The sequence below is a fragment of the Sulfitobacter delicatus genome (assembly GCF_900102535.1).
Classification (GTDB): domain Bacteria; phylum Pseudomonadota; class Alphaproteobacteria; order Rhodobacterales; family Rhodobacteraceae; genus Sulfitobacter; species Sulfitobacter delicatus.
In genome coordinates this window covers 18,925-32,221 of sequence record NZ_FNBP01000005.1, presented here as the reverse complement: position 1 = coordinate 32,221, position 13,297 = coordinate 18,925, and the positions used below count along the sequence as shown (strand labels likewise).

15 protein-coding genes and 1 tRNA gene are annotated in these 13,297 nt (G+C 59.7%); 12 read left to right on the top strand and 4 right to left on the bottom strand.

Going from position 1 to position 13,297, the window contains the following annotated elements:
• The first annotated feature begins 58 nt into the window (after positions 1-58).
• Positions 59-265, top strand: coding sequence for a DUF6356 family protein (locus BLS57_RS10465; RefSeq protein WP_093741980.1), 207 nt, complete (start codon positions 59-61; stop codon positions 263-265).
• Between the two features lie 238 nt (positions 266-503).
• On the opposite strand, the gene BLS57_RS10460 is transcribed toward BLS57_RS10465, so the two are convergent.
• The 4 genes from BLS57_RS10460 to BLS57_RS10445 all read right to left on the bottom strand — a co-directional run bounded on the left by BLS57_RS10460 (position 504) and on the right by BLS57_RS10445 (position 3,285).
• Positions 504-1,718 (bottom strand): NADP-dependent isocitrate dehydrogenase, encoded by a 1,215-nt coding sequence (locus tag BLS57_RS10460; protein ID WP_093741978.1) that lies wholly within the window; start codon positions 1,716-1,718, stop codon positions 504-506.
• A 96-nt stretch (positions 1,719-1,814) separates the two neighbouring features.
• Positions 1,815-2,399, bottom strand: coding sequence for an HD domain-containing protein (locus tag BLS57_RS10455; RefSeq protein WP_093741976.1), 585 nt, complete (start codon positions 2,397-2,399; stop codon positions 1,815-1,817).
• Positions 2,396-2,632, bottom strand: coding sequence for a hypothetical protein (locus BLS57_RS10450; RefSeq protein WP_093741974.1), 237 nt, complete (start codon positions 2,630-2,632; stop codon positions 2,396-2,398). The genes BLS57_RS10455 and BLS57_RS10450 overlap by 4 nt, the downstream gene beginning before the upstream one ends.
• A complete protein-coding gene (locus BLS57_RS10445; RefSeq protein ID WP_093741973.1) occupies positions 2,632-3,285 on the bottom strand; it encodes an alpha/beta hydrolase in 654 nt (217 codons plus the stop codon). Before BLS57_RS10445 ends, BLS57_RS10450 begins: the two co-directional genes overlap by 1 nt.
• 173 nt (positions 3,286-3,458) lie before the next feature.
• On the opposite strand from BLS57_RS10445, the gene iscR reads away from it, so the two are divergent.
• The 11 genes from iscR (at position 3,459) to BLS57_RS10390 (ending at position 13,216) form a co-directional block, all read left to right on the top strand.
• Positions 3,459-3,920, top strand: coding sequence for a Fe-S cluster assembly transcriptional regulator IscR (gene iscR / locus BLS57_RS10440; protein WP_093741971.1), 462 nt, complete (start codon positions 3,459-3,461; stop codon positions 3,918-3,920).
• Positions 3,917-5,011, top strand: a complete 1,095-nt coding sequence (locus BLS57_RS10435) for a cysteine desulfurase family protein (protein ID WP_093741969.1) — start codon at positions 3,917-3,919, stop codon at positions 5,009-5,011. Before iscR ends, BLS57_RS10435 begins: the two co-directional genes overlap by 4 nt.
• Before the next feature lie 35 nt (positions 5,012-5,046).
• Positions 5,047-6,570, top strand: coding sequence for a Fe-S cluster assembly protein SufB (sufB, locus tag BLS57_RS10430; protein ID WP_093741967.1), 1,524 nt, complete (start codon positions 5,047-5,049; stop codon positions 6,568-6,570).
• On the top strand, positions 6,570-7,376 hold the full coding sequence (locus BLS57_RS10425; protein WP_093741965.1) for a polysaccharide pyruvyl transferase family protein: 807 nt from the start codon (positions 6,570-6,572) through the stop codon (positions 7,374-7,376). Before sufB ends, BLS57_RS10425 begins: the two co-directional genes overlap by 1 nt.
• An 84-nt stretch (positions 7,377-7,460) precedes the next feature.
• Positions 7,461-8,216 carry a Fe-S cluster assembly ATPase SufC gene (gene sufC / locus BLS57_RS10420; protein WP_093741963.1) on the top strand — a complete coding sequence of 252 codons (756 nt, stop codon included), beginning with the start codon at positions 7,461-7,463 and terminating at the stop codon, positions 8,214-8,216.
• On the top strand, positions 8,216-9,496 hold the full coding sequence (locus BLS57_RS10415; protein WP_093741961.1) for a SufB/SufD family protein: 1,281 nt from the start codon (positions 8,216-8,218) through the stop codon (positions 9,494-9,496). The genes sufC and BLS57_RS10415 overlap by 1 nt, the downstream gene beginning before the upstream one ends.
• Positions 9,496-9,978 (top strand): hypothetical protein, encoded by a 483-nt coding sequence (locus tag BLS57_RS10410; RefSeq protein WP_093741958.1) that lies wholly within the window; start codon positions 9,496-9,498, stop codon positions 9,976-9,978. Before BLS57_RS10415 ends, BLS57_RS10410 begins: the two co-directional genes overlap by 1 nt.
• A gap of 19 nt (positions 9,979-9,997) precedes the next feature.
• The gene (locus BLS57_RS10405; protein ID WP_244153661.1) at positions 9,998-10,558 is read left to right on the top strand and encodes a YIP1 family protein; all 561 of its coding nucleotides are present in this window, start codon (positions 9,998-10,000) and stop codon (positions 10,556-10,558) included.
• Positions 10,559-10,561: 3 nt separating this feature from the next.
• Positions 10,562-11,782: a cysteine desulfurase gene (locus tag BLS57_RS10400; RefSeq protein WP_093741954.1), complete on the top strand. Its 1,221-nt coding sequence runs from the start codon at positions 10,562-10,564 to the stop codon at positions 11,780-11,782.
• Positions 11,783-12,030: 248 nt separating this feature from the next.
• Positions 12,031-12,107 (top strand) — tRNA-Arg (locus BLS57_RS10395).
• A 758-nt stretch (positions 12,108-12,865) separates the two neighbouring features.
• The gene (locus BLS57_RS10390) at positions 12,866-13,216 is read left to right on the top strand and encodes a hypothetical protein (protein ID WP_093742359.1); all 351 of its coding nucleotides are present in this window, start codon (positions 12,866-12,868) and stop codon (positions 13,214-13,216) included.
• Positions 13,217-13,297: the final 81 nt, after the last annotated feature.

The following is a 13,297-nucleotide window of genomic DNA, read 5'->3' as shown; positions in this document are numbered from 1 at the left end:
GAAAACGTCACAGGGCGCATGGGGTAGGCTGGGGGAAAGCAAGCTACAGGAGGTCTTTATGATCGCGCGCATTTTTCTGGATCACCCGGCCAAGGTCGATGAGTCGTTTTTCGAGCATATGGCTTTTGCTTTGAAGTTCTCGGGCTTGCTCTTCGCCGCTGCCGGCGCTGCGCTGGTGCATGCGCTGATCCCTTGTTTGTTTGAGAAGACGGCGAGCCGGATCATCGCGACGCTTTACGCGCGGACGCATAACCGGGGCCAGTAAGCCACAAGGGCCAGCGTCTGCCCGCGGGTCGGCGATCCAAAGTTTTGTTCCTGCCACTTTATGGCTCAGCCGTGACGTGACTTAGCCAAGTCTTACCCAGCCTCACCAAATCGCCTACCCGGGGGGCGGGCAGGCGATGGCCCGGCGCCTGCGGCTTGATTCCGGGCTGGGGTGGCGGACTGCACTTGTAAAAAAGGCCGCATCGCTACGGCCCTTTTACGTTCGACGGTCTCAAGGCTTAGCCTTGCAGCGCCTTGCTCAAGTTCTCATCGACCTTCTCAAGGAAGCCCATCGTGGTCAGCCACCCCTGGTCCGGACCAACCAAAAGCGCAAGGTCCTTGGTCATGTGACCCGATTCAACCGTATCGACGACCACCTTCTCCAGTGTCTCGGCAAAATTGATCAGTGCGGCGTTGTCGTCCAGCTTGCCCCGGTGCTTCAGACCCCCCGTCCAAGCATAGATCGAAGCGATAGAGTTGGTCGAGGTTTCCTCGCCCTTCTGGTGCTGGCGGTAGTGACGCGTCACGGTGCCATGCGCCGCCTCTGCCTCGACAATCCTGCCATCGGGGGTCATCAACTGGCTGGTCATCAGCCCGAGCGAGCCAAAGCCCTGCGCCACGGTGTCGGACTGCACGTCGCCATCGTAGTTCTTGCAGGCCCAGACATAGCCGCCGGACCATTTCATCGCCGAGGCCACCATGTCGTCGATCAGGCGATGCTCGTACCAGATGCCCTTTTTCTTGAAGTCTTCGGCAAACTCGGCCTCAAAGATCTCTTTAAACAGGTCTTTGAACCGCCCGTCATAGGCCTTGAGGATCGTGTTCTTGGTCGAGAGATACACCGGCCAGCCACGATTGAGGCCGTAGTTAAACGACGCCCGCGCAAAATCGCGGATCGAATCGTCGAGGTTATACATTGCCATGGTCACACCGGCCGAAGGCGCGTCAAAGACTTCTTTTTCGATGATCTCGCCGTCGTCCCCGACAAATTTGATCTTCAGCTTGCCCTTGCCGGGAAAACGGAAATCGGTCGCGCGGTACTGATCGCCATAGGCATGACGCCCCACGACGATCGGCTGAGTCCAGCCCGGCACAAGGCGCGGCACGTTCTTGCAGATGATCGGCTCGCGAAAGATCACGCCGCCAAGGATGTTGCGGATCGTGCCATTGGGGCTGCGGTACATGCGCTTAAGGCCGAATTCTTCGACGCGGGCCTCGTCGGGGGTGATGGTCGCGCATTTGACGCCGACGCCATATTCCTTAATCGCCTCCGCCGCATCGACGGTGATCTGGTCGTCGGTGGCGTCGCGGGACTCGATGCCCAGATCGTAATATTTCAGGTCCACATCGAGATAGGGCGTGATCAGCTTTTTCTTGATGAAATCCCAGATGATGCGGGTCATTTCATCGCCGTCGAGTTCGACGATGGGGTTTTCTACCTTGATCTTCGACATGGCGAGGTCCTTTGGCTGAGGCTGCGTTTGGCCGGGCTTTAGCCTATTTGGGGCTAAAGGGAAAGATCGTATACCATGGTATGCCGAAAGTCGCGCTTAGGCGCCGACCCCGGCGAAAAAGGCGCTAATCCGGGCGCGGGCATAGGTCCAAAGGGCCGGAGCACCGATGGCGATCTTGCGGCCGACCTTCTCTTCGATCTGCGCTTCGGAAACGTTGTAGTCGGTCCAGCTGCCGCCGCCCGACGCGAGGTTCTGCATCGGCGGCTGAAAGCGGTCCAGCGATTTGGCGAAACGGGCCGAAGGGCTTTCGGCCGCCTCGAACTCTTCCCAGATGCCACGCAACTCGTCACGGAGGTCCGCGGGCAGCAGGCCAAAGATACGGTCAGCGGCGATCTGTTCCTGAGCTTCCATATCCGCGGCGTCATAGTCGCCAAAAATTGGATTGTCGCCCGCATCGATCTCAACCAAATCGTGCAGGATCAGCATTTTGATCACGCGATTAATGTCGACTTCCGGCCCAGCCTGATCGGCCAGCACCAGTGCATAGAGCGTCAGATGCCACGAATGTTCAGCGGAATTTTCGGCGCGGCTGGCATCGCAGAGCGTCGTGCCGCGCAGGATCGATTTCAGCTTATCGGCCTCATTCAAAAAGGCGATCTGCTGGTCGAGCCGTGCCGTCATGCGCCAGCCTTGGCGCGGTGGTCGCGGATCTTGCGCGCCAAAAACGCGCGCGCCTTGTCATTGGCCATGCGCGTGCGCACAGCCGTTAGAAAGGCTTCTTCGAGGGTTTGTGACGAGGTGCCGAGCACCTCGCCGACTTCCATAAACAGGCGGTCATCCCCGATCTCGGCCTGAACGGCGAGACAGTCTTCGGCCAGCTTGTTGGCCAGTTCGAGAACAACCTGATCCGCCATTAGCGCGTGGATTCCGTCAGACGGCGTTTCACATAGTCGCTGGTCGAGGTGATCAGCGTGTCCATATGCGGCTCTTCAAAGAAGTGGCCTGCGCCTTCGACTTCCTTATGGGTGATCGTAATGCCCTTCTGCTCGTGCAGCTTGCTGACCAAATTGGTGGTGTCAGCAGGCGGCGCCACACGGTCGGCGGTGCCGTTGATCACAAGGCCGGAAGCCGGGCAGGGCGCGAGGAAGGAAAAGTCGTACATATTCGCGGGCGGGCTGACCGAGATAAAGCCGGTGATCTCGGGCCGGCGCATGAGCAACTGCATACCGATCCAAGCGCCGAAGGAGAAACCCGCAACCCAGCAATGCTTGGAGTTGTTGTTCATCGACTGCAAGTAATCCAATGCGGAGGCCGCATCCGACAATTCGCCGATGCCTTGGTCGTATTCACCTTGGCTGCGGCCCACGCCGCGGAAGTTAAAGCGCAACACGGTGAAACCCATGTTGTAGAACGCATAGTGCAGGTTATAGACGACCTTGTGGTTCATCGTCCCGCCGAACTGCGGGTGCGGATGCAGCACGATGGCAATCGGGGCGTCGCGTTCTTTTTGGGGGTGGTAGCGGCCTTCAAGGCGGCCTTCTGGTCCGGGAAAAATAACCTCGGGCATGGGTGTCCCTGTCTGGGGGTTCAAAGGTCGCCGCGAATAGTTGACGAATTCGCTAGGCCACCTTAGAACGGTTCTAAATCTGGTTCCGCGCCGTTTCGCGTGGATCAGTCTTTGGACTTAGGCATTTAAGCCGCCCGCGTCAATCAAATGGCGCGGGAGTGAGGGGTAGGACGATGAAGCTGTCAACCAAAGGGCGCTATGCCATGGTCGCTTTGGCCGATATTGCTTTGCAACCCGAAGGCGCGCTGGTTTCGCTGGGCGACATTGCCGAGCGGCAGTCGGTGTCCTTGCCCTATCTTGAGCAACTCTTTGTCAAACTGCGCCGCGCCGAGCTGGTCACTTCTGTACGCGGCCCGGGCGGCGGCTACCGTCTGGCACGCCCAGCGACCGACATTCGCGTGGTCGATGTGCTGGCGGCGGTCGATGAAACCGTGGACGCGATGCACAAGGGCGCGGGCGCTTCTGGCGGCCTCTCGGGCAGCCGTGCGCAATCGCTGACCAACCGGCTTTGGCAAGGCTTGAGCGCGCATGTCTATGTCTTCCTGCACCAGACGCGCCTGTCGGATGTGGTGCAGAACGAATTGGCCCCGTGTCCGGCGGTGCCGAACCTCTTTGCCGTGGTGGATGAGACGTGAGAACCTATCTCGATCATAATGCCACCACGCCGCTGCGGGCCGAGGCCCGCGAGGCGATGATCGCGGCGCTGGACCTGCCGGGCAATCCGTCTTCGGTCCATGGCGAGGGCCGTGCGGCGAAAGCCGTGGTGGAGAAGGCGCGGGGGCAGGTGGCGGCTTTGGTTGGCTGCGATCCAGTGGATGTGATCTTTACTTCTGGGGCGACCGAGGCGGCGGCACTTGCGGCCTCTGTTGGCGCGCGGGTCGTGACCTCGGCCGTGGAACATGACGCGGTTTTGTCATGGGGGCAGGCGGATCGGCTTGGTGTGGACGCGAATGGCATCTGGGACGGCGATCTGACCGCAGCGCAGGGCGCTGATGTGGTGGCGCTTCAGGCCGCCAATAGCGAGACCGGCGTCTTGCAGCAGACCATGCCACTGGCGCAGCAATGTTGGGCGATGAAGACTTCGCCCTACGTTCTGGTCGACGCGGTACAGGCGCTTGGCAAGACCAAGTTCAAGATGGCGACATCGGGCGCGGATTTCATCCTCGTCTCGGCCCATAAACTGGGCGGGCCAAAGGGCATCGGCGCGTTGATCGTCAAGCGCGGCATCGACGTGCAAGCGCTGCTGCGCGGGGGTGGGCAGGAGATGGGGCGGCGCTCTGGGACCGAAAACATCCCGGGCATCGCGGGCTTTGGCGCGGCGGCGGAAGCGGCGGCGGCGGATGTGGCCGCGGGGCGGTGGGAAGAAGTCGCCGAACACCGTGATTTGCTTGAAACAGCCCTTGCGGATGCAACAAAGCTGACTATTTTTGTAGGGAAAGCCGCGCCGCGTCTGCCGAACACATCCTGCATCATCACGCCCGGTTGGAAGGGCGAGACCCAAGTGATGCAGATGGACCTCGCAGGCTTTGCGATTTCGGCGGGCTCCGCCTGTTCCAGCGGCAAGGTCCGGGCCAGTGCCGTATTGCGCGCCATGGGCTTTGATGAAACACAGGCCGCCAGCGCGATCCGGGTGTCGCTGGGCCTGCAAACCACCCGGGAAGATGTCTTGCGGTTCGCGTCAAGCTGGACCGCAAAAATGAAAAAGCACGAAACGCGGGCCGCCTGAGCGCCCCCACGGAAAGGAACGAGACCTTGGATAATATGACCCTGAATGAAAAAGATGGCGTCAAGGAAGGCGTCGATCAGGAGACCGTGGACGCCGTGCGCGAAGTCGGCGGCAAGTACAAATACGGCTGGTCCACGGACATCGAGATGGAATATGCCCCCAAGGGGCTGACGCCGGACATCGTGCGTCTGATCTCGGAAAAGAACGAAGAGCCGGAGTGGATGCTCGAATGGCGCCTCGCGGCTTATGACCGTTGGTTGACCAAGAAAGAGCCCGACTGGGCGATGGTCGACTATCCTGAGATCGATTTTCAGGACCAGTATTACTATGCGCGTCCGAAAAGCATGGCGGAAAAGCCCAAGTCGCTTGATGACGTGGACCCCAAGCTCTTGGATACCTACAAGAAACTGGGCATTCCGCTGAAAGAGCAGATGATCTTGGCTGGCGTCGAAGGGGCTGAGGATGCACCCGCCGAGGGCCGCAAGGTGGCCGTCGATGCGGTATTTGATTCCGTCTCTGTCGGCACGACCTTTCAGGAAGAGTTGAAGAAGGCGGGCGTCATTTTCTGTTCGATTTCTGAGGCGATCCGCGAGCATCCCGAACTGGTGAAGAAGTACCTCGGCTCGGTCGTGCCGGTGTCGGATAACTTCTATGCGACGCTGAACTCCGCCGTCTTCTCCGACGGGTCCTTTGTCTATGTCCCGCCGGGTGTACGCTGCCCGATGGAGCTATCGACCTATTTCCGCATCAACGCCGAAAACACCGGCCAGTTCGAGCGGACGCTGATCATCGCGGACAAGGGTTCTTACGTCAGCTACCTCGAAGGCTGCACCGCACCGCAGCGCGACGAGAGCCAGCTGCACGCGGCGGTCGTTGAGATCATCATCGAAGAAGACGCCGAAGTGAAATACTCCACCGTTCAGAACTGGTACCCCGGTGATGAGAACGGCAAGGGCGGCATCTATAACTTTGTGACCAAACGCGCCGATTGCCGGGGCGACCGGGCCAAGGTGATGTGGACACAGGTCGAGACCGGCTCTGCCGTGACTTGGAAATACCCGTCCTGCATCCTGCGCGGCGACGACAGCCAGGGCGAGTTCTACTCCATCGCCATCGCCAACAACATGCAGCAGGCCGACACCGGCACCAAAATGATCCACCTCGGCAAGCGCACCAAGTCGCGCATCGTCTCCAAAGGGATCTCGGCGGGCAAGGCGCAGAACACCTACCGCGGTCTGGTGTCGATGCACCCCAAAGCCAAGGAATCGCGCAACTATACCCAGTGCGACAGCCTGTTGATCGGCTCGGAATGCGGGGCGCATACGGTGCCTTACATTGAGGTCAAGAACAACTCGAGCCGGGTTGAGCATGAGGCGACGACCTCAAAGGTCGATGATGACCAGATGTTCTACTGCCGCTCCCGTGGCATGGACGAGGAAGAGGCCGTGGCGCTGGTTGTGAACGGGTTCTGTAAGGACGTGTTGCAGGCGCTGCCGATGGAATTTGCCATGGAAGCACAAGCGCTTGTGGCGATTTCGCTCGAAGGCTCTGTCGGCTAATGAGCCTTGACGCGGCGCATACCCCCCTCCGCCTGCATTGGTGGAAGGCGCAGCCGAACTTCGGCGATGCGCTGAGCCCGCTGATCCTGAGCCATGTCTCGGGGCGGCGGGTGGTGCATGCGTCCGTGGATGAGGCTGACGTCTTTGCGCTTGGGTCGCTTTTGCAGATCGTGCGGCGCAATTTCGACACGCCGCGCGACGGCGGCAAGCCTGTGATCTGGGGCAGCGGTTTGCTGCGGCCCCCGGGCGGGCGCGGGTTTTTGAAGAACGTCGAGGTTGCGCTGCTGCGCGGCCCGGTGACAGCGGCGCTGCTGGGGATCGAGACTGACGTCTTTGGTGATCCGGGGCTGCTGGTGAACGCGGTGTTGCCCAGCGATGCACCGCGCAGCGATAAGATCGGCATCGTGCCGCATCACACGCTGGCGGATGACCCGGAGTTGCTGGAGCTTGCGGCGTCCGACAGCGCCTATGTTCTGATCGACCCGCGTGATCCAGCAGAGCAGGTCTGCGCCGCCATCGCCTCCTGCGCCCATGTCTTTGCCTCCTCCCTGCATGGGTTGATCACGGCAGATGCCTACGGCGTGGCGAATACTTGGGTCGCACCTGAAGGGCAGGGACGGCTCAAGTTCCACGACTACGCTGCCTCTCTGGGCCGTTCCATGCGCGCACCGATTGCTCTGGGCGACATCGCTAACGCCCCAAAACCAGACGCGGCGCCGATCTATCAGGACGGCATCGACGCTTGCCGCGCGGCGCTGGTTGAAACCTTTCCCGCCGCGCTATGCGCCCGTCAGGGGGCGGCATGAACTTTAACACGCAGGGGCAAGTCCCTGATAAAACACTGAAATAATGACAATTGCGGCGCGACCCGGCGCCAGAAGGAGACCGAAATGCTGAGCATCAAAAACCTGCACGTGAAACTGGAAGAAGAGGACAAGCAGATCCTCAAAGGCGTCGATCTGGAGGTCGAAGCTGGCAAGGTGCACGCCATCATGGGGCCGAACGGCTCGGGCAAGTCCACGCTGAGCTATGTGCTCTCGGGCAAGGACGGCTATGAGGTCACCGACGGCTCCGCCACGCTTGAAGGCGAAGACCTGCTGGATCTGGAGCCCGAAGAGCGCGCTGCGGCGGGCCTTTTCTTGGCGTTCCAGTATCCGGTCGAAATCCCCGGCGTCGGCAACATGACCTTCCTGCGCACCGCGGTGAACGCACAGCGCAAGGCGCGCGGCGAAGAGGAAATGTCGGCGGCTGACTTCCTCAAGGTGATCCGCGCCAAAGCGAAGGATCTGAAGATCGACGCTGATATGCTCAAGCGTCCCGTCAACATGGGCTTTTCGGGCGGTGAGAAAAAGCGCAACGAAATCTTGCAGATGGCAATGCTTGAGCCAAAGATGTGCATCTTGGACGAGACTGACTCGGGCCTTGATGTCGATGCGATGAAACTAGTTGCCGAAGGCGTGAACGCGCTGCGCACCGAAGGCCGCGGTTTCCTCGTGATCACCCACTACCAGCGTCTGCTCGATCACATCAAACCCGACGTTGTGCACATCATGTCCGATGGCCGCATCATCAAGACCGGCGGCCCTGAGCTGGCGCTCGAAGTTGAAAACAACGGTTACGCCGACATCCTCGCCGAGGTGGCGTAATGGCCGAAGCGAAACTGCAAGAAACCCCGACCGAGGCGATGATCGCGCGGCAAAGCATGCCGCAGGGTGGCTGGGCGCAGGCGGCACGCGAAGACGCGCTGGCGCGTTTGCGCACGATGGGCCTCCCGCAGCGGCGCGATGAATACTGGAAATTCACCCGCCCCGACACGCTGACACAGGCCGAACCGCTGCCCGCAGCGGTGTTTGACCACGGCGACGCGCCCTTGTTTGACGACACCGAGCGTCTGCGCATCGTTTTCGTTGACGGCGCGTTTGACGCCGAAGCCTCTGACGATCTGTCGCTCGAAGGTGTCAGCATCGAACGGCTGGCCACGGCCACAACCGATCTACATTGGGCGCGTGACCTCTATGGTACGCTGGAGAAGGCAGGCCAAAGCCCGGTCGTCCGCCCGCTTGCTGCGCTGAATACGGCTTTTGCGACGGATGGTGTTTTGATCCATGTGACCGGCAAGCCAAGCAAGCCGATCAACTTGGTTTATCAACATAAATCAGAGACTTCTGATGCGATGTTGCACCATGTGGTGAAGCTTGATGCCGGTGCCGAAGTGACGCTGCTGGAGAACGGCCCGGCGGCGGCACGTTTCAACACCGTCATGGAAGTCGACGTGGCCGACACAGCGCGCTTTCACCATGTCCGCGCGCAGGGCCGCGACCATGAACGCCGCGCGGCGACCCATGTGTTTACCCGTCTCGGAACGGAGTCGCTGTTCAAAAGCTTCACCGTCACCGTGAACGGCGCAATGACACGCAATGAGTGTGTGATCGAGTTGACCGGCGATGACGCTTCGGCCCATGTCGCTGGTGCTTGCGTGGGGGACGGCGATTTCCACCACGACGACACGGTCTTCATCACCCATGACGCGGTCAACTGCGAAAGCCGTCAGGTCTTCAAGAAGGTCCTGCGTAACGGCGCGACCGGCGTGTTCCAGGGTAAGATCCTTGTGAAAGAAGGCGCTCAGAAGACCGATGGCTATCAGATCAGCCAGTCGCTTCTCTTGGACGGCGACAGCCAGTTCCTCGCCAAGCCCGAGCTTGAGATTTACGCCGATGATGTGGCCTGTTCGCATGGCTCCACCTCCGGTGCGATCGACGAAGAGGCGCTCTTCTACCTGCGCGCGCGCGGCGTGTCTCACGCCGAGGCAACTGACCTGCTGACGCTCGCCTTCCTCGCCGAAGCAGTCGAGGAGATTGAGGCCGAAGGTCTACGTGAAGAGATCACCGGGCGCCTTAGCGCTTGGCTGGAGCGTCGTAGCGCCTGATGGCTGTCACCAGCGATATCGTTGCGACCTATCGTGGCCCCGGCAAAGTGGTGTCGGGGCTGCTTTCGCAGGGGCGCAACGAAGTGCGCGTGCTGATGTTCGCGCTGATGGCGGGGTTGCTGATCTTCGTGGCGCTCTCGCCCTATCAGGCACGCGCTGCGCATATTGACCCAGAAGGTCCGCTTTCGGTCCGCCAATACTGGAGCGCGTTCTTCTGGATCTTCGTGATGCCGCTGCTGCTCTATGTTTTCGCCGCGATGGTCTGGGCCGTTACACGCGTCTCGGGGCAGCGGGTAAGCGGCTATGCTGTGCGTCTCACTTTGGTGTGGTCGCTGCTGGCGTCATCGCCGTTGCTGCTGCTCATGGGCCTTGCGCTTGGTTTCATCGGACCGGGGCTGCAGGCGCAGATTGTTGGCGTGATCTGGCTGGGCGTTTTCTTTTGGTTCTGGCTTTCGGGCCTTTTGGCGGCGGTGCGGGGCTAAGATGGTTGCGCAGTCTCTCATGCCGCTTGTGCGTACCACGCTGCGCGACCCTCGGGCAGCTGCTGCGATGATCGCAGCGTTGCCGCTGGGCCGTGACGTCATCTGGACCGGTGTTGCTTTGATCGCAGCGCTGAACGCGCTTGTGATTTCGGGTGGCTTCGTGCTTGCCCCTCCGGCGATGGAGTTGCCGGGTTATTTCCAGATGCCGCTGGCGCTTTTTGTTCTGCTGGCGGGGCTGATGGTGCTCTACGTCCATGCGCTCTATTGGGTCGGACGCGCGATGGGTGGGCAGGGCCGGACCGAGACCCTCTTGGCCACGGTCGTCTGGCTCCAAGGTCTGCGTCTTGTGGCGCAAATCGGGGTGCTGGTGCTGACCCTCGTACTGCCGGCTGCGGCCCTCTTGGCATCGCTGGTGGTGACCTTTTGGGGGCTATGGATACTGCTCAACTTCGTGGCGGAAATCCTCAACCTGCCGGGCCTTTTTCATGCCGCTGCCGTCTTGGCGGGCGCGGCGCTTGGGGTTTTGCTGGGCCTCGGCTTTCTGCTGTCATTGATCGGGCTGACCGCCCAAGGAGTGTAAGTCATGTTCGACGTTGAAGCCGTCCGGGCGCAGTTTCCAATCCTGTCGCGGGAGGTCAATGGCAAGCCGCTGGTCTATCTCGACAACGGCGCCTCGGCGCAAAAACCGCAGGTGGTGATCGATGCGGTGACACAGGCCTATGCAATGGAATATTCCAATGTTCACCGTGGTTTGCACTATCTTTCTAATCTTGCGACCGACAAGTATGAGGGCGTCCGCGGTACTGTTGCACGCTTTCTGAACGCAGGGTCGGAGGATGAAATCGTCCTGAACACCGGCGCCACGATGGGCATTAACACTGTGGCCTATGGCTGGGCCATGCCGCGCATGGAAGCGGGCGATGAGATCGTGCTGTCGGTGATGGAGCATCACGCGAATATCGTGCCTTGGCATTTCCTGCGCGAACGGCAGGGGGTCGTCCTCAAATGGGTCGATGTGGACGCCAGTGGTGCGCTCGATCCGCAGGCGGTTATTGATGCGATTGGACCGAAGACGAAGCTTGTCGCAATTTCTCATCTTTCCAATGTGTTGGGCACCAAAGTTGACGTAAAGTCGATCACGAAAGCAGCGCATGAACGCGGCGTACCGGTATTGGTCGACGGGTCCCAGGCCGCGGTCCACATGCCGGTGGATGTGCAAGACCTCGGCTGTGATTTCTATGCAGTTACCGGTCATAAGCTTTATGGGCCTTCGGGGTCTGGCGCGATCTATATTAAGAAAGAGCGTATGGCCGAGATGCGTCCCTTCATCGGGGGCGGTGATATGATCCGCGACGTGAGCAAGGAAACGGTGACCTATAATGACCCACCGATGATGTTCGAAGCGGGTACGCCGGGAATCGTCGCGACCATCGGACTCGGCGTGGCGCTGGAGTTCATGATGGACCTCGGCATGGCCAATATCGCCGCTCATGAAGACGATCTGCGCGATTATGCCGTCTCGCGGCTCGGGGGGCTGAACTGGCTGAACCTTCAGGGCACCACGCCGGACAAAGCAGCGATCTTCAGCTTCACCCTCGACGGTGCCGCCCATGCGCATGACATTTCGACCGTGCTGGACAAAAAGGGCGTCGCCGTGCGTGCGGGGCACCATTGCGCGGGGCCGCTGATGGACCATCTGGGGGTCTCGGCCACCTGCCGTGCGTCCTTTGGCATGTATAACACCCGCGGCGAGGTCGATGTCTTGGTTGACGCCCTCGAACTGGCACACGACCTTTTCGCCTAAACTTCCCGGGGCCTGCGGTTTGATTTCCCATTGCAGGCCCTGCGCGGGCTGGCTATACCGCCCCTCAGTGGACCCTTAGCTCAGCTGGATAGAGCGCTGCCCTCCGAAGGCAGAAGTCAAGGCTGGTGATGCTTGGTTGTGTTGGAAGAAAGAAGTGACTAAACAACGGTTTGAGCGAATGTCGGGTTTGCTCTTCATGCCGACGAAATTCTCGCGTAAGCATAGCGTAAGCATCTCGCGAACGGTATGCACCCGTAGCTCAGCTGGATAGAGCGCTGCCCTCCGAAGGCAGAGGCCAGAGGTTCGAATCCTCTCGGGTGCGCCAAAAAACAATATAAATCAATAACTTACACTTCCGCGCATTTGTGGACCTAGTGCTTACGTGGGAAATTCGCGTAAGCAGTGCAATCGCGGCAGTGAGCTGAAGCTGTATCGATATCCCATCGAATCTTTAGCGCGGCCTCCTGGTCGAAGGCGCATGACTTCAGCGTTCCTGCTTGCATCGCCTTCTTTCATCTCGCCAAGCATCGCATCGAGAAAGACGGAGCTGCTGGTTCCGGCAGGCACTGCAGGGGATATGGCGGCAGACCACATTTTCGTGTGCACTGTGTGTGCAACGTGTCGTCGTAGAGGGGCAAATTCTGGCATACTGCGCCGTAATCCAGCGTAGTCATTTCCGCCGCCAGAATTCTGCCCGATAAAGAATATATACTATAAAACAATATGTTAGAACGAGAGGCGGCCCGATGATGGATGGTAGCGATTTGTCTTTCGAATCAGATAGTTGTTCGGATTCGTGTGCGGTTTATGTTCAAGTTTTGATCGAGTAACAGGCTGTTCTGGCGAGTCATGGCGAAGCCCGGTCTTGCGGGTGACGCGATTGGATCGACACATATTCCACAAAGTTGGGACGGCGCATGTACCATCGACGGCAGTTCAAAGGCTTCGAGGTCGCTTGTTCAAATGCCAATGGTTTACAAGTTGCCTTGGCGCTATGGGCTCTGCGTTGCATTTCCCTTTTCCGACAAGAGGATTACCCTACCGTTCGCAACCCGCTTATGCATGAAGGACCGGGCGACACACATGAACCGTAAATTCACAGTTGTTTTTGTTTGCACAGCGAACCGTCTGCGATCACCTACAGCGGAAGACATTTTCAGCGACTGGCCGGGCATCGACGTTGTTTCAGCAGGTACGGACAGCGCAGCGCCGCGAGTTTTGACGAAAGAACTCGTGGAGACCGCTGACGCGATCTTTACCATGGAGGCGCATCATCGCGAGAAGATCAGAAAGAAGTTCAAGAAACGCCCTCGGGACAATCGGATCATCGCTTTGTACATTCCGGACGAATTCGAACGCGGCGATCCAGAACTCGTCACTCTCCTTCGGAAGAAGGTTGAACCCAAGCTGAAGGAATGGGTCTGCCCCTGCTAGCATCGCGCCATACGCTCTTGGCGTATACAGGTCGTCGGACAGGTAAGTGCGGTTCAGTGTACATGCAGTGGATGCGGTTGC

Coding starts and splice junctions, on each gene's coding strand:
- BLS57_RS10465 (WP_093741980.1), top strand. CDS start 59: ATGATCGCGCGCATTTTTCTGGATCACCCGGCCAAGGTCGATGAGTCG.
- BLS57_RS10460 (WP_093741978.1), bottom strand. CDS start 1,718: ATGTCGAAGATCAAGGTAGAAAACCCCATCGTCGAACTCGACGGCGAT.
- BLS57_RS10455 (WP_093741976.1), bottom strand. CDS start 2,399: ATGACGGCACGGCTCGACCAGCAGATCGCCTTTTTGAATGAGGCCGAT.
- BLS57_RS10450 (WP_093741974.1), bottom strand. CDS start 2,632: ATGGCGGATCAGGTTGTTCTCGAACTGGCCAACAAGCTGGCCGAAGAC.
- BLS57_RS10445 (WP_093741973.1), bottom strand. CDS start 3,285: ATGCCCGAGGTTATTTTTCCCGGACCAGAAGGCCGCCTTGAAGGCCGC.
- iscR (WP_093741971.1), top strand. CDS start 3,459: ATGAAGCTGTCAACCAAAGGGCGCTATGCCATGGTCGCTTTGGCCGAT.
- sufB (WP_093741967.1), top strand. CDS start 5,047: ATGACCCTGAATGAAAAAGATGGCGTCAAGGAAGGCGTCGATCAGGAG.
- BLS57_RS10425 (WP_093741965.1), top strand. CDS start 6,570: ATGAGCCTTGACGCGGCGCATACCCCCCTCCGCCTGCATTGGTGGAAG.
- sufC (WP_093741963.1), top strand. CDS start 7,461: ATGCTGAGCATCAAAAACCTGCACGTGAAACTGGAAGAAGAGGACAAG.
- BLS57_RS10415 (WP_093741961.1), top strand. CDS start 8,216: ATGGCCGAAGCGAAACTGCAAGAAACCCCGACCGAGGCGATGATCGCG.
- BLS57_RS10410 (WP_093741958.1), top strand. CDS start 9,496: ATGGCTGTCACCAGCGATATCGTTGCGACCTATCGTGGCCCCGGCAAA.
- BLS57_RS10405 (WP_244153661.1), top strand. CDS start 9,998: ATGCCGCTTGTGCGTACCACGCTGCGCGACCCTCGGGCAGCTGCTGCG.
- BLS57_RS10400 (WP_093741954.1), top strand. CDS start 10,562: ATGTTCGACGTTGAAGCCGTCCGGGCGCAGTTTCCAATCCTGTCGCGG.
- BLS57_RS10390 (WP_093742359.1), top strand. CDS start 12,866: ATGAACCGTAAATTCACAGTTGTTTTTGTTTGCACAGCGAACCGTCTG.